Genomic DNA, 21,243 nt, shown 5'->3' on the forward strand with positions numbered 1-21,243 from the left:
TCAGGGAACTATCTACTAAATCTGACGCGAATTTTGCAGAAAACCTAAACAGATTGCAATACCTAAAATGCATCTAAAATACATTTAATTCATATTTATTAGCCATCAACACTGCTCTCCCTATCGGGATAGTTGTAAGGGTTTAATTTTTCCATCTTGATATTCACAAACCCACAGGCTGGCGTTAAATAATGAATCAATTGCTTCTTGTTCTGATTTAAATTTTGTCGCTGACTCCAGATCTTTCACAAGGCGAATTACACCATCTGACCACACTTGAGCATATTCATAATATTTTTCATCACCTTTAATGCTACTATTTGTGATTCCAATATACTGTTTTGTCACCTGATTATTCTCTATTTTACTTTGGAGATATATTTATAACACAGGCAACAAAAAAGCCCACCTTTAGATGAGCTTTTAGATACTGGTGAAAGCATAACAACTTGCCACCATAACACGAATTTAAACCAAGTGTGCTGCACTGTCAAGATTGCAACATATCTATTTTCCCATCCAGGTATGCAAGACCTTTGTCAATTTCCGCTCTAATCGTAGCTTTACTGCATTTATGTGCAATTGCAATTGATAAATACGACCACTCATTTTCATAATAAAGTATTAAATACCATGCTCTTGAGGCTAAATACTCACGACTGTCATTGTGCATTGATGCGAGTAATTTACTTACCTGCACTGCCTCAAAATCATTAATCTCACATACCATAGATACGCGACTTGCGCGGACTCTGCTTTTGTCATTTTGGTCAATTAGTATTGCTAATGGATTGGCTGTTACATTAAATTTTACTGATCTTACCCAAAGCCCATATTGTTCTAACCACTGGTGGGCAGAACGCTTAGACCAATCCATGATTTGTTTTTTCACTACTGCATTCATGCCCTATCCCTCAAAACTTGGCAAATCTTTTAAAAACCAACATTGCTGCATCACGTGCATGCTCATTCGTACGACCAACCCAACCAGTCATACGCTTAAAATCCGTAGCTTTCTTTTTCGTTGCATTTGCTGCTGGATGAACCATTAAAAATTTAAAACCCTGCTCTTTGCACCAATCCTCCCAAATTTGCGCATCACGCTTTACTGATCCAACACCTTGAGACTTTTCACGACCTCCAGTGAACCAGGTACGCTTCCGAGCATCTTCAATGTATAAACAGACGTTACTGATTCCCCATTGTTCAATTAATTCCTTTACCTTCTCCATTGCCTGAGTAATTGATAAAGACCCCACTTGCTCCAGCTCCCCACCATTGCCACGGTCTGCAGCAACGGCGAAGCCTGTATTCACTCCTGTATCAATACCAATCAGGATTTTAGTCATTCAGTACAAACTCCCGATCATCTTTGCAGAAACATACATAGCCAACTTGTACGGTTAAATTGCGGTACCCAATGCCTTCATCAAAATCGAATAAGCGGTCGCCGTGCTGATACTTCAAGCTATTAAAGAATGGTTGCTTCGTGAAAAATGGTTCAAATTCTTTCCGTAAATCCACTTCTTGAATGACCTTCACATCTGCTTCAAGACAGCTAAACGGCGTGCCATCATTCAAGCGCCCCATTACTCGCCCATCTTCCACTCGATCTAAAACGCCGTAGCCATGAAAGCGTTTTCCAGAATAGTCAGTTGCAGACTCACTGATGAAATCTACTTCTACGCGGTCGCCTTTTTTCATGATGTCACCCCAATCCATTTAATTTCAGAGCTTCATTTACATGAAGGTCAGTAACTATTGTTGTTGGTGCAATATGATTTCTAATGTCGGATACATCGTCCGTGCGGTCATGGTCAGCAAGTGCTGCACGGATGTCTTTAAGGTGAATATCGCTACTACATCTAATAAACCCGTTTGTATACATCCCCATATGAGCGTTCCAGCACACAGCCCATTCGGGTGCACCATCCACAATTTCACGCATTCTCTCGATTGTTAAATTCATGATTTCACCTTCTCAGATTTGCGCTTTTCTCTAAGCTTCTTGGTTCTCACTATCGATGCAGCTTTATCGCATCCAACACAGCAATTGTTTGACGTATATCGCAAGGTTCCACCACACGCCTTGCAAGTGGTTCCGTGATAGCGCTTTTCCCCCTTGTTGAGCGCTTCATTTCTCGCGGTAACGCTTGGGTTGTTTCTTCTTGCACGCGCTTCTGACACAGCACTCGCCATCACTTCACGCATGGTCTTTTGAGCTTTGGGTTTTGAATTATTCCAACCCTTGTTGTATTCCCCCGAAAAGCCTTGAGGCAATTGCTCGATAGCACCACCATTTGATAAGAATGCTTCGAGCTGTGAATCAAGCTCATCTCGAAGTGATTTCTTCTGCTCCATCTGTGCAAAGGTGGTGTTTCTGCCGATCTGGACGGCTTGAATGCGTTGCTGTAGTAATTCGTTCATGCTGCACCAGCCTTACCCACCATAAAGCTTGGCGGCGTTGGTAGGGTTTGCTCAGTTGGTTTCCATAAGTGCAGGCAGAATGGATGGTTATTCACATAGTCGCTTTTAGGTGGGTGATACTGAATTACGCAATCATCTTCACCCCAAAACAGGGACTTGATGAAACACATTTCTTCCCAAGTTGGACAGCGTGTTGGAAGTGAAACACTGACATGCTCCCAACCCATTTGATCACTAGCAATGACAGTGAAAACACATTTCTTGGTCTTCACCCAAAATGCACCATTGTTCCCATAGCTCTCATTGCTCGCCAATGGTCCCGATTTAATTCTGAATTTCTCTGGAACAATAAAACTCACACCCCACCTCCTACCAAAGCAGCAATATCTCTAGGCACAGGCACACCATCACGGCGACACATTTCTGCATATGCCTCTAGGTTATCAAACGGATCTGGACCAAGCTCTTGCTTTACTTGTTGCGATTTTTCAGTTGGTTTTAATTCCTGAGGTTTAACAACATGGCGGTTACGCACGTTCAGTTTTTTCTTTAGGTTTTCCAGAGTTAATCGAGCATCTTCTTTTTCAACTGGCACATGCTCTTTCTTCTCGTTATTCCAAGTCAGTTGAGCAGGTTCCTGATACCACTCTTGCACACGACCTTTCAATTGAGCTTCGGCAAGGTATTCCTCATACAATCGAATGAATTCACGTTTAGCCTCATACATCTCGCCATCTGTGATTAACAGCATGACTTGATCCAAAGCGAACTTTGCAATCGTTGTAATTTCTTGGTATTGCTCTCTGTTATCAGCAAGCTTGGTTTTTTTATGATGCATGATCTTGGTGTACTCACATGCTTTCACCCATGCTTTTTGAGCATTCCACCAGTCTTGGCCAACACATAATTCTTTGAATTCAGCAAAGCTAGGCATGTACTTTTTGCCTGATGTGCTAAGCAAAACAATGCCACGATCAAACTGTTGTTTGGTTACCCCAGTCAATGCATTTCCTACAATCCCTTCGACCATGCTCAATGGAAATGCATTTACCCCTTCAGTAGGGAAATTCTTATTGAACTGCGATGCATACAATGCACGAAGTGTTGCAATCAGAAACCGAATATCATATTGAGTGATTTGGTTATTCATAGGTGATAAACCTCCACAGCATTTGAATCTGGTGTTACATCAATCACGGTTGATTGTGTTTGCTCGTTAAACATTTGCATGAAGTAACCAGGCTCACTTGGTGCTTGTTGAGCATGATTGTTTTGCGGGTTGGCAGAGTGATCTGGCTTTGGTGCAAATACACCTTGGTAATTTCCAATGATTGAGTTTTCAAGCGATTGGTTTGCTAATGCTCCGAATGACTCAAGTTTTTTCAGAATGAGTTTTACAGCGTTTTCAGTAAGTAGTTTTTTATTCGCTGTTCGCATTTCAACAAACTGAATCCAAAGATCACGATTCACGTTCTCAGGTAATTCAACTGGCTTTGCATCGAACAATTCTTTCTTCTGTTTTTTAGTTTTTTCAGAAGTCGAATTTGTTTTTTCGCCATTATTAATATTTGTTTTTGTATTAGTTGTTTTATAGTTGTTATTGTGGGTCGATATTTTCGACTGCGTGCTATCTAAAATATCGACTCCCCCCTCTAAAGATTCGACTGCAAAATCAGGTTTGCTATCTAAATTTTCGACGGCGTTTTTTTCGCTATCTAAAATATCGACTGCAAAAATACCGTCTGTTAAATCGTATTTTGCAGGCTGATTTGCGAACGATTTACGCACAATAATTCCGAGATCAACCAGCTTTTCACACCCCTTTAAAACTGAATCTTTGTTGTAGCCTGTACCCTCAATAAGTTGAGAAACGCTGATGCTATCCGTTGATTTATTCCAGCCACGAGTCTTGCGCACAATAAACAAATAGCAAGCCAAGGCAGGCCCTTTCATAAGAGCCATATACCCCTTATCCACCAAATCATTGGGGAGCATAAATGCGTTAGATAAAAAATTACTCATGCTATTTCCCACCCAATTTCACCAGACCGCGCTTTTCCAACTGACGAACAATTCGAGGTTCGACAAATTCGTTGTTGAGTTTGTAGCGTGTTCTGGACTTTTCTTTGACTTGAATTAATACAGCACCATCTTGCATGGCGTGACGGATTGCTACAGCAGCCCCCCCCATTTGAGTTGTGTGCTCGATAATGAAATAAGCCTCTTGTGCTGCAATGGCTTCATTCATTTTTGACAGAGGCATTGCAGCAAGTTCTTTGGCTGTGTAGATTTTCACTGGTTCTTGCAAAGGGATTGCAACTTCAATAGGTGTTTTTGAGACAGTAACGTCTTGTTTTCTTTTCGAAGAATATCTCATGACACACCACCCTGAATATTCAAGTAGAAACCAACCCTCTCACCCTCATATTTCAGCTCATCAAGTAGATCTTGTAATCCAAATTGATTTGCTCGATTAATGAGATGACGAATAAATTCATTTTTTTCATAATCACCGTCTTCATCGTCGCAATCACACTCACATTCATGGCCTTCACATTCAGTACAGTGAAAATCAACACCGCGATCAGTCAACTCAGTTGCGATTGATTCCAAATCTTCGCTGCTAGCTTGATCTATAAAATCCATTACATTTTCAAGAGTTGTCATCCCTCACCATCCTTGGGCTTAACATAGCCACCAAATGACTGAACTTTTTCTGCCTTAATCAGGCTGGTTATTACTTGGTGCGCTAACCAATTTGTAATACGGAAGCAATATGCCATCTGCTGAGCAAGCTCCTCTTTTGTCACCGCAGCGTTATCGGCTGGATAGCCACGTCGATTCAAATTTCCACACTTTGCTTGGTAGATTTTTTCCAGCATTTTCAAAGCAGGTTCATAGAAAGATTGAACCTGTTGTGACTGCTTATGCTCTGGTTGCTTTTGAAAATGTCCGTTCATGGTGCCCCCGATACAAATAATGCAACTGGAGGATCTAAACGGCGTTTGGCTTTAAGTTCAGCAGGAGTTGCAGTTCGAATTACCAAGCCAGACACACGGCCAATGCGGTGGTCTGTATGCCAAAACTCCCCGTCAAAACCTTTCAATGTGAACAAGTCTGTTACTGATAACAGGTCGAGGGTTTTAAGCACCACGACATCTCCAGGCAAGAAATCAGCCTTAGGCTCAAAGCTTACTAAGCAAGTTGAACATTGTTCGTCTTTAAATTCGGTGCATTTGCCAGCACATGGGTGTTGTGTTAAATTTGTATTATTCAATTTGATCCTCCAATCAATTTTGAGTAAGCGCAAAAAGCCTGATCTAGTCCATCAGGCTTTTTCATTTTTTAAGCCTGCAGAAAACTTCTGCATTTGTTTGTTTAAAGCCATATCTGCAGCTTTCGCGTTTTCAATGATTCGATTAAGAATTTCACTCGCTTCCGTGTACTCTTGCGGAGTTACCTTCCCATCTTCTAAAACTTCAAAAACTTTCTGATTCGCCTTGCCATTTTCGACATTCATTTGAAGTAATGCCTCAACGATAGTCATCTGGCGATGGTCGCCTTCTTCACCAGCAGGAACTAATACATACCCAAGCATGTGCGCCCACACCTTCAATACAGTCGGATTTCGTGTGAGCAACATGATTGCCTCAAACTTCTTCAGGCTTGGATCATGGTTCTCCATGTTTGGATTGCCGTAATTGCAAATTGTTTTGTGTGAATCACCCGTAACCTGAGCAATATCTTTAGGCTCATAACCTTCTGACTGGTTAATCATCTCGTGTATTGCTAATCGCGTTTCTCTTCTTAGTGTCATGTGAATCCCTGATTTTGTTCACGTTTATCTAAAACATTGACCGAGGCATAATTGGCTATGCAGTGAGTTGTTGGATATTGGCTTTAACCTTCCCTTTTGTTTTGATTTGCAACAAAGCTTGGGTTTCTAGGGATATGCCCTTGCTTCGCCATTTACTAACAGCACCCTTGCTATAGCCGATCTTCTGAGCCAACTCGGAATCTGTTTTAACTTCGTAGTGAAGCTTCAATTCATCTACAGTCATAGTTTACCTTTATAAACTTATAGTTTCCATTAGTAAACCATAAGTTTATTCATATATCAAGATGCTTGTTTACTATAGGAAACTGGAAATGAGGGATTTTGTATGACCAGTATTAGCGACCGTATAATTAAAAGAATGAAGGAGCTGGGTCTTCGACAAACCGCAATAGTTGAAGCTACAGGAGCCACGAAAGGAGCTGTATCTAAATGGGTAGCTGGAACAAACACGCCTAAGGCTGAATTTTTGCCAGCATTGGCAACCGTGCTGAAAACATCTCAAAACTGGCTACTCACTGGTGAAGAAGAAGTAAAATTCAATAATTTCAATATGCAAGACTTTATGAATAAGCATAATTTGAGTGGCAAAGGTGACGCTTCTTTCAATGTGAATGAATTGCACAAGCCAACAGTTATTGATTATGAAACAGAAAATGGGTTTATTTGGATTGATGTTGTGGAAGCTAATTTTTCTTGTGGTGTTGGCGAGTCTATAGAATTTCATTTTGATGTAATTAATGGGAAATTCCCCTTCCCGCCATCATTTTTTCAAAGAAAACATGTTGACCCAAGCTGCATGAGAATTATTAAAGCCAAGGGCGATAGCATGTCTGACTTTATCCATGATGGCGATATGGTTGGTATTGATATTTCTCAAACCGAAATTGTAGATGGTGAAATCTATGCTGTTTACTTTGAGGGAGAGGGAATGATCAAGCAGATATTCAAAGAGGAAGGCGGAAAGCTCACTTTACACAGCCTTAACTCAAAATACAGAGATCGCGAAGTATCTGAGCAAAATGGTTTGAATTTCAAAGTTATGGGGCGTCAATTTTGGCGAGCTGGGTAAATCCCAGCAACCCTATAACAATAAAATATAACTAATTAAATAAATTACTTACAAAACAAAGAGGGTAAAACATGGATAACTTTTTAATAAGACTTAAAGACCATATAGAACATGTAAAAAAAGTAGGCAGTCACTGCTCTACAGAAGAAACAACTAAGCAGGCCCTAATCTTACCCTTGCTAGATATATTGGGATTTAACCCTTACGATCCAACCAAAGTCCTTGCAGAATTTGCTGCCGACTTCCCTGGCGTCAAGGCTACCGAGCGCGTTGATTATGCTCTGTATTGTAACGGCCAGCCTGTTATGTTTATTGAAGCAAAACCTTATTCTTCAGACCTAACAAATCACGCCCCGCAGTTATCTCGGTACTTTAATAGTAGTTTAGGTGTAACTATAGGTGCTATCACAAATGGTAAGGAGTGGCGCTTCTTTACAGACCTCATAAATACAAATGTTATGGATGAAAAACCATTTCTAACAATTGATTTTACGAAAGCTCATCCTGAAGATTTAACACAGTTAGCTGAATTCAAACACGATAATTTTCACGCAGAGAAGCTAAGATTTTTTGCAGAAGAAAACCAATATATCCAGCAATTTAAGACTGTCATTAAAAAGAGTATCAATGAAGTAGATATTGATTTTGTTCGCTATGTAGCACAACAGGCAAACATTCAAAGACAGCTGAATACAAAATTCCTCGAATCAATTCAACCTTTCGTTCAGCAAGCGGTTCAGCAAGCTATAAGCGATACTGTTGTAAAAGGCTTGTCTTCTCCTACCATTATTACAGCTCAACCAGTTGAGCCAAAAGTAATAGAGGAACAACCTAAAGCAACTGAAGTTGCCCCAGAGCCTGATTTTATTGTTAACCCTGATAATGAGAAAATCATTACAACCAAAGATGAGCAAGACTTACTTCGAATTGTGACTGAACTATTTCCTGAAGTGGAACTCGAGGGTCGTGATACAGAGTCCTACTACTCTGTTCTTTATCAAAGCAAAACAAATAGATGGCTCTTTAGGTATGATGTAAATCGCAAACGTCCAACAATTCAGTTCAATGTTACTGTTGATGATTCTCGAAAAACTGAACTTGAACGGGCTGGCCTAGAGGTTCAAAACAATGGGCAAATCTTTATTGAGAAGCCTGAGCATATTTACAGAATGGTCGGTATTCTCAGGGATAGCCTTGAACACTGCATGAATGATGATAACTTTAAGCGTGCTTCTAGCCAATAATTAGAAAATTTAAAACTAGGGGTCTTCCCCTAGTTTTTTCCATCAGGTGACCCGATGAGATCCAAATTACTTTTTACGCTGGTGACACTAATTGTTTTTACTGGTTGCTCAAAACAAGAATCCGCTCCGCCAGCGACCAACTCAAATACATCAGCACAATTCGAGAAGTTAGATGCTGCTATAGATGGGTATCTTGATAAATTAGATAACTCCAAAACCCCTATGGCTGAGCGTAAACAGATCCTCTGCGTTGATTATCCAAATGTTTACAATAAAGAGTATGCACCGCTTTTACTTAAAAATTTTCCTCAAGACTACACTCAATCAAAACTTGATCAGGATCTAAAATTAGCTTTGGATTACTACAAGGGAAAAGACAATATTCAGTGTTAAGGCTCTTATTTCTTAAATCTGAAATGAAAGTTTTATAAGCTACTATCAAGGTCACTTGCACAAGACCTGTAACAACTAAGCAGCGCAAACTAGCCCATCCATGTGATGGGTTTTCTTTTGCATTTCAATCTAAAAAGTTTCCATAAATAAAAATATGTTTCTCTAGGTAAACTATTTTGTTGACTTTAAAGTTTCCTTTGGTAAACTAAATCTCGTAAACACGAAAAAGCCCTGACATCTTGGCGGACACAGGGCTTTGCAAACTTTGCGAGGTCATTATGAATCAAACAATCAAACATAGTCAAATGCCAGAGTTCGAAAAGAACCCGAGCTGTACGACTCAGCATCTTTACCAACCCCCTACTCCTGAAAACACGGTGCAGTACAAATCATCAGGTCTAGCACCTGCTGCACTAATCGCAATTGTTATCGGCACTGCAATCATTTCAGGTTTCACAAGCTGTACTGCTGATCGTCATCAAACCGCTGCTCAAACTGAACACCTTGTTAAAGCGGGAGTTAAGCCATGAATGCAAACTCTAAAGTGGAAACAATAGAAGTTATCAACTTCGGGAAGTTTAAAGGCACTGCCCTTGTTGATCTTAACCATGGATACGTTAATTGGTTGCTTAGTTTAGACAACCTTAATGAGGCTTTGCGCAAAAGCTTAGAAGCATTGTCATGGGTTCAAGAAGCTAATGAACGTGAACGTGCTTTCCAAAAGCGCAAAGCTTTAGCTATTGGCTTGCAGTCTTCACACATCCCTTTACGAGACCGTCGTGCGTATAAAAAACGTATGGGCTGGGTTGGTGCCTAAGGAGAATAATCATGGCTTTACCTATTATTACCGCTGACCAAGCTCTAAACGTAAGTGCAATTATCACTTACATCTATGCAGATCCTGGTCTTGGAAAAACATCACTTGGCTTTACTGCTGATAAAGCTATTTCATTCGACTTTGACCGTGGTGCACATCGTACTGGTGAATTGCGTCGTGGTGCAGTTGTCCCTGTTCAGTGTTGGAAGGATGTTGCAGATCTAACTCCACAAGATCTCGCTCCTTACAACACTGTCGTGATTGATACAGTTGGCGCGATGCTCGAAAGCATTAAAACCCACTTGCTACTCACGGCGAACAATCGCCAAAAAGATGGTGCTTTGAAGTTAAAGGCTCAAGGCTTGGCCAACCAAACTTTCAAGCAGTACATCAACACTCTGATCAGTCTCGGCAAAGATGTTGTTTTCATTGCCCACGCTTCTGAGGATCAAAATGGTGAGCAAATTATTTACCGCCCAGATCTTGGTGGTAAGAACCGCAATGAGCTTTATCGTATTGCCGACATCATGGGTTATCTCACCACTGTAACTACTGGTGAAGGTAAGAATGCCCGTGTAATTAGCTTTAAGCCATCACCAACACACCACGCAAAAAACTCAGGTGCATTAGGTGGTGAAACTGGTGAAGTGTGGGTTCCTGATTTAAAGGTAAACCCAACATTCCTTGCTGATGTAATTGCTCAAGCGAAATCACACATCAACACACTTACCCCTGCTCAACTTGCGACAGCTAAAGCAATTGAAGAGCTTGAAAACTGGAAACAAAGTTGTGAAGAGGTTGAGCATGCAGGTGATTTAAATCAGCTCACTGAATCATTGGAGGATCTGGTTAAAAGTAAACATATCTATGCTGAATCTATGCGCCAGTGCTTGCTACTCCGTGCCAAAGAGCTTGGCAGTAAATTCAACAAACAGACCAACAAATGGGAAAACCCATCTGAGTTTCAGGGTATTTCAGAAGCACATCGTGACCAGTTGCAAGCTTTCATTGATGAGCGTGGCTTAGATACTAAAACAGTCTGTGAATATCTTGGTATTGATTCACTTCTTCAAATCGAAGTTTCACAGATCCAAGCCGTACAACAAGAAATCGACAATCTCGCTAAACAAGGTATGACTGCATGAATGCCATTATTTTAGACACCGAAACTCACACAATTGATGGCTACCCTATCGAGATTTCTCACTCACCTTGCTCTTTTGAGCAGGGTGTTTTGGAGGTTGATCATAATCGTAACTTTGACCAGTACTTCTCATGCCCTGAACCAATTACGTTTGGTGCGATGGCTGTTCACCACATCCTTGAAGCAGATCTGGTTGGTTGTCCAAGCTATGACACTTTCCGCTTACCTGCAAATGTGACTCATATCATTGGCCACAATATCGATTACGACATTCGCGCAATTCGCTTATGTGATTCATCTATCCAGGTGAAGGCCATTTGCACCCTAGCCTTGTCTCGAATGGTTTGGCCAGATGAGTCACACACATTAAGTGCGCTGTACTACCTACTCATGGAAGACAAAGCATTAGCCCGTAGTCATCTACGTAAAGCACATAACGCGAAATGGGACATCTATTTTACTGGTGTGGTGCTCAAAGCAATCGTTGAGAAGTTGGGTATCAAGGATATGCAGTCCCTTTACCTTTTCTCAGAGCAAGCGCGCATTCCAACCAAGATTTCTTTTGGAAAACATAAAGGCATGGCGATTAAAGACCTGCCTTCAGATTACATCGTTTGGTTACTCAAACAACCTGACTTAGACCCGTATTTAGTTAAAGCTTTAAAAGGATAAGAATATGAATATTTTAAATGCTCAAGAAGCTTTCGCAGCTCTACAGAAAGGCAAAACAGTTTTATGTCGTTATGCTGGTGACGGCACACTTCGAGCTGATAAAGACTTCAGCTCTTTGGATCAAATGCCAGCAACGGTTTTTGCCTCATCAAATTACGAGTTTTGTATTCAGTTAGAAATGCTTGAATTGGCTGGAATTACATTTACCAAGCCTTTGATGCTTGAGGAAATTGAAGATGGCCAAGATGTTTATGTCACCAATACTTATGGCCAAACCATCTATATCAGTGAATTCGGCAAGATGACTTGTACTGCACTAATAGACTCTATTAATTCAGGCTTTGTACAACGTGATGAAGAGAATGCCAAACTACAATTGCAGGCACTATCAAAAGCTTTGGGTCGTGAGTTAATTGGCGAATGTCAGGTGGTCAGACTTGGCAATGAAAAACCTAAGAAACGGGCTTCATCCAAGAAAGCCGGCAATGAAGTTAATGCCATCCCTGCAACAGAACCTGAGCAAATTTCTCATGCGGAAGCACCAGAGGAAAACACCTCAAATGATGTTGAAGAAAAGACATTGGCTGAAAATGTAGAACCTCAGCCTGAGATTGACCCACCAGTAGAACATGCGACTGATACAACTGAAGTACAAGCCTCACAAGCAGAAGAAAAAGATGTGGATGCGATAGTTCAACAAGCCCAAGAAGAGCACTACCAAAAACTTTTGAGTGAACTGCTTGAGCGCGCATCAATTGCCAAGACTCCAAATGAAGCAAATGCCTTGTACAAGTACACTGTGAAATGGACTGAAGAACAACGCAAGCCATTAATGGAAGCTATTCATTCTCGCTTGGTTGAGCTTAATCCACCTGTAGAGGATTCATCTTTATCAGTCCGTATTTCGAAAGCCATGGATCTGACTGAATTAGATGCTCTTGAGATTGATGTTTCAGCATGCGATGAGTTCATTCAACCGAAGTTAATGGAAATGGTGAACAAGCGTCGTGCTGAGTTAGATCCATTCTTCAACCCATTGGGGAATGCATCATGAAATTCAAATACTCAACAAGAACCCGAACACTCACAGTGTTTGGGGCAAAGATGGACCACATTTTCCACAATGTAAGTGTTGGTGAAATTGAAGAGCTTGTGATTGATGCGAAATTTAAAGAAGCACGCTGGGTAACACGTTAAAGAAGTAGTTGCCTACTTTAATAGATAAGTAGGCTCTAGATTCGATGTAATTAACTAATTTAATAGATTATTGGGTGGAATGATGGATATTAAGAAAGAACCGTTTTTAAGTAAAGATCAGTATGAATGCCTTGAGTTTCTTAAAACTTTGGGGCTTAACAAGGTGGAATTTGATGAAAATAAGCAAATTATAGGCATTACACGTCAGTCACATTGCGACCTCTCAACTCGTGAGATTGAATTAATAATGCGCGCATGGCAAGCCAAATCCCAAGCGGTGCCTGAAGGGTTTGTTTTGGTGGAAAAGAAAAACCTTCGAGATACATATTACTTAGTTGATAGCGAACACGTCGTTGATCATCCGACTGAATATGAACTGGAATTGGAATGCGGCGAAATAGCAACCCTTGAGAAATGGCAGCGTACCAAGGAAGTAAAGGTATTTTGCGCAAACATTTATTCGGATGAAGATAATTTCGAAGTTGTTGAATTTGAATCAATTGAGGATGCTGAAAAAGCTATTGCAGAAAACAAAGTAATGCTTGAAGCACTGGAGCAATCAAATGGATAAGGTTTATAAAATTGAAACTATTGGTGACTTTCTAAAGATTCCATCTGATCGTGTTCGAGTGTGCTTCATGGAAATGGCTGATCATTTTGAGCAACTTAAGGCGGGTTTAGAGTTGTTTGATATTGAACCTACTGGTGCTGAAATTAAGACCTTTACTTGGGAAGATGATGGAAAACAAGACTTCAGCTTAACTTTAAATTGTGAAGATGGTCGTTCTACGCAAATCAAAATCACCAAAGAAGCACAGGTGCAAAGTCATGAATGAAAACAAAATGCTTGTGATCAATCATATTGAGCCTGTTGGCTTGATTGCAGAAAACGGCTCTGATTTAGCAAAAGCTTTTTGCAATCTTTATTTTGTTCAAGCTGTAAATGAAATTGCTGATCAAAATGACATTGAAGCGATTCATTTTATGGGTAGCGTTGCAGGATATGCCTTATGCCAGATGTTCAGCCAGAATATCAAACTTGATCAACTTGACTCTGTATTAGCTCAACTTCGTAGCTATGTAATTCAAACACAGGGGGCTTAGTCATGAAAGCGAATGAGTTTGTTAAAAAGCATGGTTGGGATGCTGTAATTAATGCGGTTAAAAGTACAAATGCGGAAGAAACAGCGACTTTTGAAAGCACTAATTTAGATCCAATATTATCGAAAAGTGGAGAGGTAATTAGGTTTAATGTGAAGGTTCACAGAATCAAATATGAAGAAGTAAAACGCCTTGTTGAATCATATGAGTTGATCAATGGTTTGGGTGGATACGAGAAGGCTAAAAAAGCTTTTGATGAACTTTGTGAGCATGAAAAAGATTTAATCACATGTGGTCGAGTTGTGTTAACTAAAAATGAGTTGTCTGATGCTCTCCTTGAATACCGCAGAGCAAATAATATTTTTGAGATGGATGATTACATTATCCATGATGGTGAATTAAAGGTTTTTGCGATGTGGTCAACTGCTATTGAGGGCTGTGCTTATATTGGTTATGCGTATGCGGAAGATGGAGAAATGGCTGATAAGGATGAATTCCGACACGCCACCGATGAGGAAATTGAAGCTGGCAAAAGACTGGATAGTTTGAAGGAGGCAACCTGATGAATATTGATCGTCGCGTACGAGCGAAAGAATTTATGCAGCTCCTTTCAATTAAAAAGGATGCATTTTACAATAAAGTGAAGTTGGGTGAGATTGAGCAACCGGTGCGGATCAATAAGAAAGATGTCTTTTGGCATGAGTCTTATGTGAAGCAAAAAGTTGAAGAATTTAAACCGAAAGATTTAGCCTGCTCTTAGCAGGCTTTATTTTATGTATTGATTTTTAAAAAACGGGTAACCTAGCGGGTAACATCAACAATAAAACAAATACAATTCAATATAATCAATAACTTAAATAGCAAATGTGTATTTGCAATAAGAATATTCACAAAAAACTCGCTTTAAAAAGTGACTGACTAGAACATTTCATTGAATTATATGTGAAATTATATATATTAGCGCTCAATATCTATCACTAAATGAGTGCCTTACAATGATTAAAACTTTATCATTTCGTAGTGTTTTGGGATTTGGTCTTGCAGTTTTATTTACTCAAGCAGTTAACGCAAATGATGGTTTAAGCCCAGAAGAAGCAAATAGCATTGTAAAAGAAGATATCGCTTCCACCCAAATTATGGCTGAAGTTTGCCCTGCAGTTATTGGGAAAAATGCAAAATTAGATGCAAATGTAAAATTACTCACGCAAATGTATTTAAAAGACTACACTGGCTCAATGACTTTAGATCAACTGCAAGCTGATCCAGAGTACAAATCTATTTTGCAAGAAACACGCAAAGCTGCCCAAGAAACCAGTAAAGAAGAACAACAAGCTGTATGTATGGATGTTGTTGAATATCAAGCGTAATTGCTAAAATTGCTTACGAATGACTTCAAGTCAAGTTATTCGTAAGTTCAAGCCAGCCTTTTTCAAAGTCCACAACTTCTTCACTATTTCAACCATTTATATACATTTCCCCTCTTCCATTTCTACATAATCTGTTTAACCTTAGCTCAAATAGATTGATCTTTTGAGTTTATTGTTTATGAAATTCGCCGCTTTAAAAACAACATCTTTAGCTTTACTCACCACTTTTACTTTTTCTTTCGCTCATGCTGAAGAAAGCAAAGACGAAAATATTGAAGTCACACCAAACCAAACAGTTACTCAACAAGAACTCGCTGCCATTTATGTACTTTCAGAAATCTGCCCGAGCCTAATTGACAATAAAAATGGCTTTGAACAAGGCTATGCCAAACTAGCACAGGAACATCTTCCTGAAGAAAAAGATGCTGTTTCTGCTTTGGCTGAATTAAGTAAAAATAAAAAATTTAAACCAATTTTAGCCGAGGCAAAATCTGATGCTAAAACTGCGGGCGATGATAAAAATAAAGAAATCTGTCAAGAATTGACCACCTATAGCAATTGAAACAAATTGGTTACAATACTTTTGAAATAAGCCGATTTCACAGGTAGAAGTCGGCTATGCTTTGTCCTAGAATGCTAAGTTCTTTGTGCTTACATCAAGATATTGGAACCCGCTAGAAATGATCCGTAAAAGCGCCCTTGCTGCAACATTACTATTACCAAGTTTCTCTTTCGCAGCAACTGTCTTATCTACGCCGCCAGAACTCAATAATAAATCTTATGTTTTGATGGACTATGAGACAGGGCAAATCCTCGCAGCGAAAAATGAAAATGAAAAGTTAGCACCTGCTTCAATGACAAAAATGATGACCAGTTACATCATTGAACAAAAACTGTTGAAGGGCGAGCTCACTGAAGATGAAAAAGTTCGTATGAACGAATCTGCATGGTGTCGTGGTAGTAGCACAGAATCATGTATGTATGTTCCTTTAAACGGTACTGCGACTGCCTTAGAAATGTTGCGTGGTATTATTATTCAATCGGGTAATGATGCATCTAAAGCAATGGCTGAACACATTGCTGGAAATGAAGGTACTTTCGCTTACATGATGAATGAAGAAGCGAAACGTATGGGCATGACCAATACCCACTTCATCAACTCGACTGGTATGCCAGCAGATGGCCATTACTCAACTGCAAAAGATATGGCAACGCTTGCGCAGCATATCATTCATGACAGTTCAAAATATTATCCAATCTATTCTGAAAAAGAATTTACCTATAATGGGATTAAACAAGGCAACCGTAATGCCTTGCTTTATACAGACCCTAGTGTAGACGGTTTAAAAACAGGTCATACTGAAGAAGCAGGTTACTGCGTAACCACTTCATCAAAACGTGGTCCAATGCGTTTGATCTCTGTGGTATTTGGTACGCCAACCATACAAGAGCGTGCAACACAAACACGCAGCTTACTGGCTTGGGGCTTTGCAAACTTTGAAACCGTAAAAGTACAGCCTGCAAACCAAGTTTTAGCTAAAGCAAAAGTTTACTTTGGTAAAGAAAACGAAGTTCAAATTGGCTTAGCTGAAAACTTCAACGTAACCATGCCTAAAGGCAAAGCAGACGCAATTAAAACGCAACTTGTGGTTCAACCTAAACTGACGGCTCCTTTACAAAAGGGTCAAGTGGTTGGTAAGTACGTTGCAAGCTTAGATGGCAAAGTGATTTCAGAAAAACCATTGGTTGCATTACAAGCGGTTGAAGAAGCTGGATTCTTTGCACGTTTAATCGATCATATCAAACAATTCTTCGCAAACTTATTTTAAGATTTAACAACTTAAACTAAAGTTAAAGCATTCGTATGCAAATACGGATGCTTTTTTCTTTTATACTCTGCTGTAAATTGCTGAATGATGCTGTATGAACATGAAAAAAAATATCCGTCCTTATCTAGATAGCAAACCGAAGATTGATGCAAGCTGCTATGTTGATGATGCCTCTATTGTGATTGGAGACGTCGTACTGGCAGATCATGTTTCCGTATGGCCTTTCGCTGTGATTCGTGGTGATGTAAATAGTATTCGCATTGGCAAATACAGTAATGTGCAAGATCATTGCATGCTACATGTTAGCCATAAAAATAATGCTAAACCGAATGGTTCTCCCCTTATTATTGGTGAAGATGTCACGATTGGACATCATGTCACTTTACATGGTTGTACTATTGGCAATCGTGTATTGGTCGGAATCAACAGTATCGTTTTAGACGATGTGATTATCGAAGATGATGTAATGATTGGCGCGGGTAGTTTAGTTCCACCACGTAAACGTCTAGAAAGTGGATATCTCTATGTCGGTAGCCCAGTGCAAAAATCACGCCCATTAACTGATAAAGAAAAAGAGTTTTTAACTTACTCTGCACGTCATTACGTGAAGGTCGCGAATAATTACCGAGAACAAGATCAATATTCAGCATAAATTTTATTTTAAATAGCCCCTTAAATTGGGGCTATTTTTTAATGTCTCATTTATTAAGTAATGTTACGTGACCATACGTGGTATAGATTCGCTTCGTAAGCTTAGAAATTAAACTCAGCACTTGTAGTAAGTTTAGCGAAAGCTCCATTTAACATTGAGTTATGGTGCATTATAATTTGCTGAGCTGAGAGTTGCTCAGAATCGAAAGTTGTATGTGCATCCGAAATAAGGCTTACATTAAAACCTAAATCAGCCGCAGCTCGTACAGTTGTATCAATACAATACTCTGTTTTCATTCCGGCAATGACCAACTCTTCGACCTTAAGCTCAGTCAAAATTTTATGTAAGTTTGTTTCTCTAAAACAATTTGGGTACTGCTTTTCTAAAATATGGTAATGATTGCCCATTTTAAGTTCACTAATTAACTGAGTCATTGGGCTTTATGGACTTAAAGGCGTGTGAGCTAAGCCAACATGACGCATATAAATTACAGGCACCTGAGATAGGTCTGCTTTTTCTATCAGAAGATTAATATTATTCAGTACATGATTATTATTGAATGGTGCAATAGCTTGTTTGAATAAACCGTTTTGCATATCAACTATAATTAGTGCTTTACGTGCAATTAAATTAGACATTTAGAGCTCCGTTCTTACCAATAATGAACAGAGCATTACCCTAGCCATTATTGGCTGAGGGTTAGATTATAGAATTGTAAGGGACGTTCTAAAATTTACACACAGCCTTGCAAGAAGGTTGTGGTCATCGTGAATTAGATATTAGGAAAAGCTTTTTTCATTTTTGATATGATTAAAATTAGAACTAAACCAACATATAATAAATTTCTCTGTAGAACAGCAGATCTAAACAAAAACCGTCAATTCAAAGCGTAATTAGGCTTGATATATCGTTAGATCTTTTGAAAATAACACCATACCCTAATACCATTTCACGAGTTAGTGGGGGCTTAAGAAATAAAACGGTATGATTAAAACAACAGCGGATTGATTCCCCCAAAGAAAACTGCCTGTCAACATAGCCACCGCCTTCTAAATTTTGTAGAATACTCCTTTTATTCCATGGTACTTTTTTATGACCGCTTGGGCAGCTCATGTCACTGTAGCTACTGTCGTTGAAAAAGACGGAAAGTTTTTGTTTGTCGAAGAATACAGCGAAGGTATTACACATACGGTGTTTAACCAACCCGCTGGGCATGTTGAATGTGGTGAAAGCATTATTCAAGCAGCGGTTCGTGAAACCATGGAAGAAACAGGTCATGCGGTTGAAGTAGATGCTCTACTAGGCATTTATACTTACACTCCGCCTATGTTCCCTGATCGTACTTATTTTAGATTTTGTTTTTTAGCACATGTTCTAGAGTATTTTCCTGAAGCTGAACTCGACCAAGGTATTGTCGGTCCTAAATGGATGACCTTGGACGAACTTCAAGAAACTGCTCGTGCACGTAGCCCGTTAGTGATCAAAGCCGTGAAAGATGCGCTCGCTGGGCAAAAATACCCTTTATCGCTCGTTTATGAGCACCGAAACTCTCCTCTTATCTCAAATCTGGATGCTTAATCCTATGCAACAACGTGTCATCGTCGGTATGTCTGGTGGTGTAGACTCTTCTGTATCTGCAGCACTTCTTCTTCAACAAGGATATCAAGTTGAAGGACTTTTCATGAAGAACTGGGAAGAAGATGACGGCACGGAATACTGTACGGCAATGGAAGACCTTGCCGATGCACAAGCCGTTTGCGATAAAATTGGAATTAAATTACATACCGCAAATTTTGCGATGGAATATTGGGATCGTGTGTTTGAACACTTTCTCGCTGAATATGCTGCTGGTCGTACCCCAAACCCAGACATTTTATGCAATAAAGAAATTAAATTTCGCGCCTTTCTCGACCACGCAGTGAATTTAGGTGCCGACTTTATTGCTACAGGTCATTATTGCCGTCGTGGTGAAACCATGACCAACTCTCGTGGTGAAGAATACGCTCCTTTACTACGTGGTTTAGATCAAAATAAAGATCAGACTTATTTCTTACATGCCGTACATGGTCGTGAAATTAATAAAACCTTGTTCCCTGTAGGTGAAATTGAAAAACCTGAAGTTCGCCGCATTGCAGAAGAACTAGGTTTAGTCACTGCGAAGAAAAAAGACTCAACTGGCATTTGTTTTATTGGAGAACGTCGATTTAATGACTTCTTGAAACAATACCTGCCTGCTCAGCCTGGAAAAATTGTGCTGGATAATGGGAAAGAGGTTGGTGATCATCACGGCTTAATGTACTATACGCTCGGTCAGCGTGGTGGCATTGGTATTGGCGGTATGAAAGGTGCTGAAGAAGGTGCTTGGTTCGTCTTACACAAAGATATTGAACATAATCGCCTTGTCGTTGGCCAAGGTCATGATCACCCACTCATGCAAAGTACGATGCTTTGGAGTGAAGCGATTGACTGGGTTGCAGGTGAACAAGACATCCCTGCGACAGGTTTCCGCTGTACAGCAAAAACCCGTTATCGCCAGCCCGACCAAGCTTGCGTAATATATAAAGATGACACGATGCCAAACGGTGTTCGGGTTGAATTTGATGAACCACAACGTGCTGTTACTCCAGGTCAGAGTGTCGTGTTTTATTTAGATGATATTTGTTTAGGTGGTGGTGTCATTCATCATACCAATGCGCCTAAGCCAGATTTTATTGCATAAAAGGATTGTTCGGTATGGTTGAGTTACCGTTTCAACAGCCTCAAACTTTAAGTCAACGTCAAAATCGTGCATTGGCGCTTGCGGCTGTGTTTCAGGCAACACAACTCACCCATATGACCGCTATTTCTGGGCGACAGAGCATCGGAGATAGCGGGAATTTCTATTTAGAGCAGCTCATTAAAGCCAGCCTGAATATTCGTCCGACCTCCAATCAATCCTGCCAAACCTTGGACTTTTTCAACCAACTCGCTGATATTTCGCTTGGTTTAAAAACCTTAGAAAGTAGTATTACCCAACCATTTAATCCTGCACCAAAATCCCGCTTACCCAAACTTTCAAATGCTAAGCTTCCAATGTCCTATGCTATGGCATTATTACAATTAGAAAAGAAGGTGTATAGCAATCCAAAGTTTGTAGAAATTATTGAAAAATCCCAGCAAAAAATTCTGAAACAACTCTCTTTTTTCGACAATAACTATACGCATCCGAGCATTCTTGCAAACTTAGCCCAAACCTATGTCGATACCGCAGGGCAAATTAATCCTCGCATTATGGTACGTGGCAATGCAGAAGCATTTAAGGATACAGCGCACACCAATCGAATTCGTGCTGCCCTCTTTACTGGTCTACAAATGGCACATTTGTGGCGTCAGCTTGGAGGAAGCTCTTGGAGCATGATTTTTAGCAAACGTAAATTGCTTCAAGATATTCAAGATCTCGCTCGTTTACAGTATCAGGTGGTTTGACCTAATGAATGCTGTACGAAATTTTCGT

Annotated in this window: 36 protein-coding genes and 1 pseudogene; 21 read left to right on the forward strand and 16 right to left on the reverse strand. The window is 39.9% G+C overall.

Annotated elements, in window-relative coordinates:
• Positions 1 to 120: 120 nt before the first annotated feature.
• The 15 genes from I593_RS06450 to I593_RS06520 form a co-directional block, all read right to left on the reverse strand.
• Positions 121 to 348 carry a hypothetical protein gene (locus I593_RS06450; RefSeq protein ID WP_016165276.1) on the reverse strand — a complete coding sequence of 76 codons (228 nt, stop codon included), beginning with the start codon at positions 346 to 348 and terminating at the stop codon, positions 121 to 123.
• 142 nt (positions 349 to 490) lie between these two features.
• Positions 491 to 904 (reverse strand): antiterminator Q family protein, encoded by a 414-nt coding sequence (locus I593_RS06455; protein ID WP_016165275.1) that lies wholly within the window; start codon positions 902 to 904, stop codon positions 491 to 493.
• Positions 905 to 914: 10 nt separating this feature from the next.
• Entirely contained in the window at positions 915 to 1,349 is a 435-nt protein-coding gene (locus I593_RS06460; RefSeq protein ID WP_016165274.1) for a hypothetical protein, read from the reverse strand.
• The gene (locus I593_RS06465) at positions 1,342 to 1,704 is read right to left on the reverse strand and encodes a hypothetical protein (RefSeq protein WP_026440883.1); all 363 of its coding nucleotides are present in this window, start codon (positions 1,702 to 1,704) and stop codon (positions 1,342 to 1,344) included. Before I593_RS06465 ends, I593_RS06460 begins: the two co-directional genes overlap by 8 nt.
• Before the next feature lie 4 nt (positions 1,705 to 1,708).
• Positions 1,709 to 1,969 carry a hypothetical protein gene (locus I593_RS06470; RefSeq protein WP_016165272.1) on the reverse strand — a complete coding sequence of 87 codons (261 nt, stop codon included), beginning with the start codon at positions 1,967 to 1,969 and terminating at the stop codon, positions 1,709 to 1,711.
• Positions 1,966 to 2,427, reverse strand: a complete 462-nt coding sequence (locus I593_RS06475; RefSeq protein WP_016165271.1) for a hypothetical protein — start codon at positions 2,425 to 2,427, stop codon at positions 1,966 to 1,968. The genes I593_RS06470 and I593_RS06475 overlap by 4 nt, the downstream gene beginning before the upstream one ends.
• Positions 2,424 to 2,786 carry a DUF7694 domain-containing protein gene (locus I593_RS06480; protein WP_016165270.1) on the reverse strand — a complete coding sequence of 121 codons (363 nt, stop codon included), beginning with the start codon at positions 2,784 to 2,786 and terminating at the stop codon, positions 2,424 to 2,426. The genes I593_RS06475 and I593_RS06480 overlap by 4 nt, the downstream gene beginning before the upstream one ends.
• Positions 2,783 to 3,577 (reverse strand): hypothetical protein, encoded by a 795-nt coding sequence (locus I593_RS06485; RefSeq protein ID WP_016166770.1) that lies wholly within the window; start codon positions 3,575 to 3,577, stop codon positions 2,783 to 2,785. The genes I593_RS06480 and I593_RS06485 overlap by 4 nt, the downstream gene beginning before the upstream one ends.
• Complete coding sequence (locus tag I593_RS06490) at positions 3,574 to 4,449, reverse strand: replication protein (RefSeq protein ID WP_016166771.1); 876 nt, start codon at positions 4,447 to 4,449, stop codon at positions 3,574 to 3,576. The genes I593_RS06485 and I593_RS06490 overlap by 4 nt, the downstream gene beginning before the upstream one ends.
• A 1-nt stretch (position 4,450) precedes the next feature.
• On the reverse strand, positions 4,451 to 4,804 hold the full coding sequence (locus I593_RS06495) for a hypothetical protein (protein WP_016166772.1): 354 nt from the start codon (positions 4,802 to 4,804) through the stop codon (positions 4,451 to 4,453).
• On the reverse strand, positions 4,801 to 5,094 hold the full coding sequence (locus tag I593_RS06500; protein ID WP_016166773.1) for a hypothetical protein: 294 nt from the start codon (positions 5,092 to 5,094) through the stop codon (positions 4,801 to 4,803). The genes I593_RS06495 and I593_RS06500 overlap by 4 nt, the downstream gene beginning before the upstream one ends.
• On the reverse strand, positions 5,091 to 5,387 hold the full coding sequence (locus tag I593_RS06505) for a hypothetical protein (protein ID WP_016166774.1): 297 nt from the start codon (positions 5,385 to 5,387) through the stop codon (positions 5,091 to 5,093). The genes I593_RS06500 and I593_RS06505 overlap by 4 nt, the downstream gene beginning before the upstream one ends.
• Positions 5,384 to 5,704 (reverse strand): hypothetical protein, encoded by a 321-nt coding sequence (locus I593_RS06510; protein WP_016166775.1) that lies wholly within the window; start codon positions 5,702 to 5,704, stop codon positions 5,384 to 5,386. Before I593_RS06510 ends, I593_RS06505 begins: the two co-directional genes overlap by 4 nt.
• 51 nt (positions 5,705 to 5,755) lie before the next feature.
• On the reverse strand, positions 5,756 to 6,244 hold the full coding sequence (locus tag I593_RS06515; protein ID WP_016166776.1) for a phage regulatory CII family protein: 489 nt from the start codon (positions 6,242 to 6,244) through the stop codon (positions 5,756 to 5,758).
• Positions 6,245 to 6,299: 55 nt separating this feature from the next.
• On the reverse strand, positions 6,300 to 6,488 hold the full coding sequence (locus I593_RS06520; RefSeq protein ID WP_016166777.1) for a hypothetical protein: 189 nt from the start codon (positions 6,486 to 6,488) through the stop codon (positions 6,300 to 6,302).
• 102 nt (positions 6,489 to 6,590) lie between these two features.
• Here I593_RS06520 and I593_RS06525 point away from each other — a divergent pair, with 102 nt between their 5' ends.
• The 18 genes from I593_RS06525 to I593_RS06605 all read left to right on the forward strand — a co-directional run bounded on the left by I593_RS06525 (position 6,591) and on the right by I593_RS06605 (position 17,750).
• The gene (locus I593_RS06525; RefSeq protein ID WP_016166778.1) at positions 6,591 to 7,334 is read left to right on the forward strand and encodes a S24 family peptidase; all 744 of its coding nucleotides are present in this window, start codon (positions 6,591 to 6,593) and stop codon (positions 7,332 to 7,334) included.
• A gap of 71 nt (positions 7,335 to 7,405) precedes the next feature.
• A complete protein-coding gene (locus tag I593_RS06530) occupies positions 7,406 to 8,578 on the forward strand; it encodes a type I restriction endonuclease (RefSeq protein WP_016166779.1) in 1,173 nt (390 codons plus the stop codon).
• Positions 8,579 to 8,632: 54 nt separating this feature from the next.
• The gene (locus tag I593_RS06535) at positions 8,633 to 8,971 is read left to right on the forward strand and encodes a hypothetical protein (protein WP_016166780.1); all 339 of its coding nucleotides are present in this window, start codon (positions 8,633 to 8,635) and stop codon (positions 8,969 to 8,971) included.
• Between the two features lie 278 nt (positions 8,972 to 9,249).
• The gene (locus I593_RS06540; RefSeq protein ID WP_016166781.1) at positions 9,250 to 9,501 is read left to right on the forward strand and encodes a hypothetical protein; all 252 of its coding nucleotides are present in this window, start codon (positions 9,250 to 9,252) and stop codon (positions 9,499 to 9,501) included.
• Entirely contained in the window at positions 9,498 to 9,788 is a 291-nt protein-coding gene (locus I593_RS06545) for a hypothetical protein (RefSeq protein ID WP_016166782.1), read from the forward strand. Before I593_RS06540 ends, I593_RS06545 begins: the two co-directional genes overlap by 4 nt.
• A gap of 11 nt (positions 9,789 to 9,799) precedes the next feature.
• Complete coding sequence (locus tag I593_RS06550; RefSeq protein ID WP_016166783.1) at positions 9,800 to 10,933, forward strand: ATP-binding protein; 1,134 nt, start codon at positions 9,800 to 9,802, stop codon at positions 10,931 to 10,933.
• Positions 10,930 to 11,604 carry a putative quorum-sensing-regulated virulence factor gene (locus I593_RS06555; protein WP_016166784.1) on the forward strand — a complete coding sequence of 225 codons (675 nt, stop codon included), beginning with the start codon at positions 10,930 to 10,932 and terminating at the stop codon, positions 11,602 to 11,604. Before I593_RS06550 ends, I593_RS06555 begins: the two co-directional genes overlap by 4 nt.
• 4 nt (positions 11,605 to 11,608) lie before the next feature.
• Positions 11,609 to 12,658, forward strand: a complete 1,050-nt coding sequence (locus tag I593_RS06560; protein ID WP_016166785.1) for a hypothetical protein — start codon at positions 11,609 to 11,611, stop codon at positions 12,656 to 12,658.
• Positions 12,655 to 12,801, forward strand: a complete 147-nt coding sequence (locus I593_RS20615; protein WP_016166786.1) for a hypothetical protein — start codon at positions 12,655 to 12,657, stop codon at positions 12,799 to 12,801. The genes I593_RS06560 and I593_RS20615 overlap by 4 nt, the downstream gene beginning before the upstream one ends.
• 82 nt (positions 12,802 to 12,883) lie before the next feature.
• Positions 12,884 to 13,372, forward strand: a complete 489-nt coding sequence (locus I593_RS19740) for a hypothetical protein (protein WP_016166787.1) — start codon at positions 12,884 to 12,886, stop codon at positions 13,370 to 13,372.
• On the forward strand, positions 13,365 to 13,637 hold the full coding sequence (locus tag I593_RS06570) for a hypothetical protein (RefSeq protein WP_016166788.1): 273 nt from the start codon (positions 13,365 to 13,367) through the stop codon (positions 13,635 to 13,637). Before I593_RS19740 ends, I593_RS06570 begins: the two co-directional genes overlap by 8 nt.
• Complete coding sequence (locus tag I593_RS06575; RefSeq protein WP_016166789.1) at positions 13,630 to 13,905, forward strand: hypothetical protein; 276 nt, start codon at positions 13,630 to 13,632, stop codon at positions 13,903 to 13,905. Before I593_RS06570 ends, I593_RS06575 begins: the two co-directional genes overlap by 8 nt.
• Positions 13,906 to 13,907: 2 nt before the next feature.
• Positions 13,908 to 14,465 (forward strand): hypothetical protein, encoded by a 558-nt coding sequence (locus I593_RS19745; protein ID WP_016166790.1) that lies wholly within the window; start codon positions 13,908 to 13,910, stop codon positions 14,463 to 14,465.
• Positions 14,465 to 14,662: a helix-turn-helix transcriptional regulator gene (locus I593_RS06585; protein WP_016166791.1), complete on the forward strand. Its 198-nt coding sequence runs from the start codon at positions 14,465 to 14,467 to the stop codon at positions 14,660 to 14,662. The genes I593_RS19745 and I593_RS06585 overlap by 1 nt, the downstream gene beginning before the upstream one ends.
• A 235-nt stretch (positions 14,663 to 14,897) precedes the next feature.
• Complete coding sequence (locus tag I593_RS06590; protein WP_016166792.1) at positions 14,898 to 15,269, forward strand: MCR_0457 family protein; 372 nt, start codon at positions 14,898 to 14,900, stop codon at positions 15,267 to 15,269.
• 178 nt (positions 15,270 to 15,447) lie between these two features.
• A complete protein-coding gene (locus tag I593_RS06595) occupies positions 15,448 to 15,831 on the forward strand; it encodes an MCR_0457 family protein (protein ID WP_016166793.1) in 384 nt (127 codons plus the stop codon).
• Between the two features lie 118 nt (positions 15,832 to 15,949).
• A complete protein-coding gene (dacC, locus tag I593_RS06600) occupies positions 15,950 to 17,098 on the forward strand; it encodes a D-alanyl-D-alanine carboxypeptidase PBP5/6 (RefSeq protein WP_016166794.1) in 1,149 nt (382 codons plus the stop codon).
• 100 nt (positions 17,099 to 17,198) lie between these two features.
• On the forward strand, positions 17,199 to 17,750 hold the full coding sequence (locus tag I593_RS06605; protein WP_016166795.1) for a gamma carbonic anhydrase family protein: 552 nt from the start codon (positions 17,199 to 17,201) through the stop codon (positions 17,748 to 17,750).
• A 101-nt stretch (positions 17,751 to 17,851) separates the two neighbouring features.
• On the opposite strand, the pseudogene I593_RS06610 reads toward I593_RS06605, so the two are convergent.
• A pseudogene (locus I593_RS06610) lies at positions 17,852 to 18,388 on the reverse strand (isochorismatase family protein).
• A gap of 454 nt (positions 18,389 to 18,842) precedes the next feature.
• Here I593_RS06610 and I593_RS06615 point away from each other — a divergent pair.
• The 3 genes from I593_RS06615 to hflD are packed head-to-tail and all read left to right on the forward strand — an operon-like array spanning position 18,843 to position 21,215.
• Positions 18,843 to 19,328 (forward strand): NUDIX hydrolase, encoded by a 486-nt coding sequence (locus tag I593_RS06615; protein ID WP_016166798.1) that lies wholly within the window; start codon positions 18,843 to 18,845, stop codon positions 19,326 to 19,328.
• 4 nt (positions 19,329 to 19,332) lie between these two features.
• Positions 19,333 to 20,469 (forward strand): tRNA 2-thiouridine(34) synthase MnmA, encoded by a 1,137-nt coding sequence (mnmA, locus tag I593_RS06620; RefSeq protein WP_016166799.1) that lies wholly within the window; start codon positions 19,333 to 19,335, stop codon positions 20,467 to 20,469.
• Between the two features lie 14 nt (positions 20,470 to 20,483).
• Positions 20,484 to 21,215, forward strand: a complete 732-nt coding sequence (hflD, locus tag I593_RS06625; RefSeq protein WP_016166800.1) for a high frequency lysogenization protein HflD — start codon at positions 20,484 to 20,486, stop codon at positions 21,213 to 21,215.
• Positions 21,216 to 21,243: the final 28 nt, after the last annotated feature.

The sequence above is a fragment of the Acinetobacter tandoii DSM 14970 = CIP 107469 genome (assembly GCF_000400735.1).
Classification (GTDB): Bacteria; Pseudomonadota; Gammaproteobacteria; order Pseudomonadales; family Moraxellaceae; genus Acinetobacter; species Acinetobacter tandoii.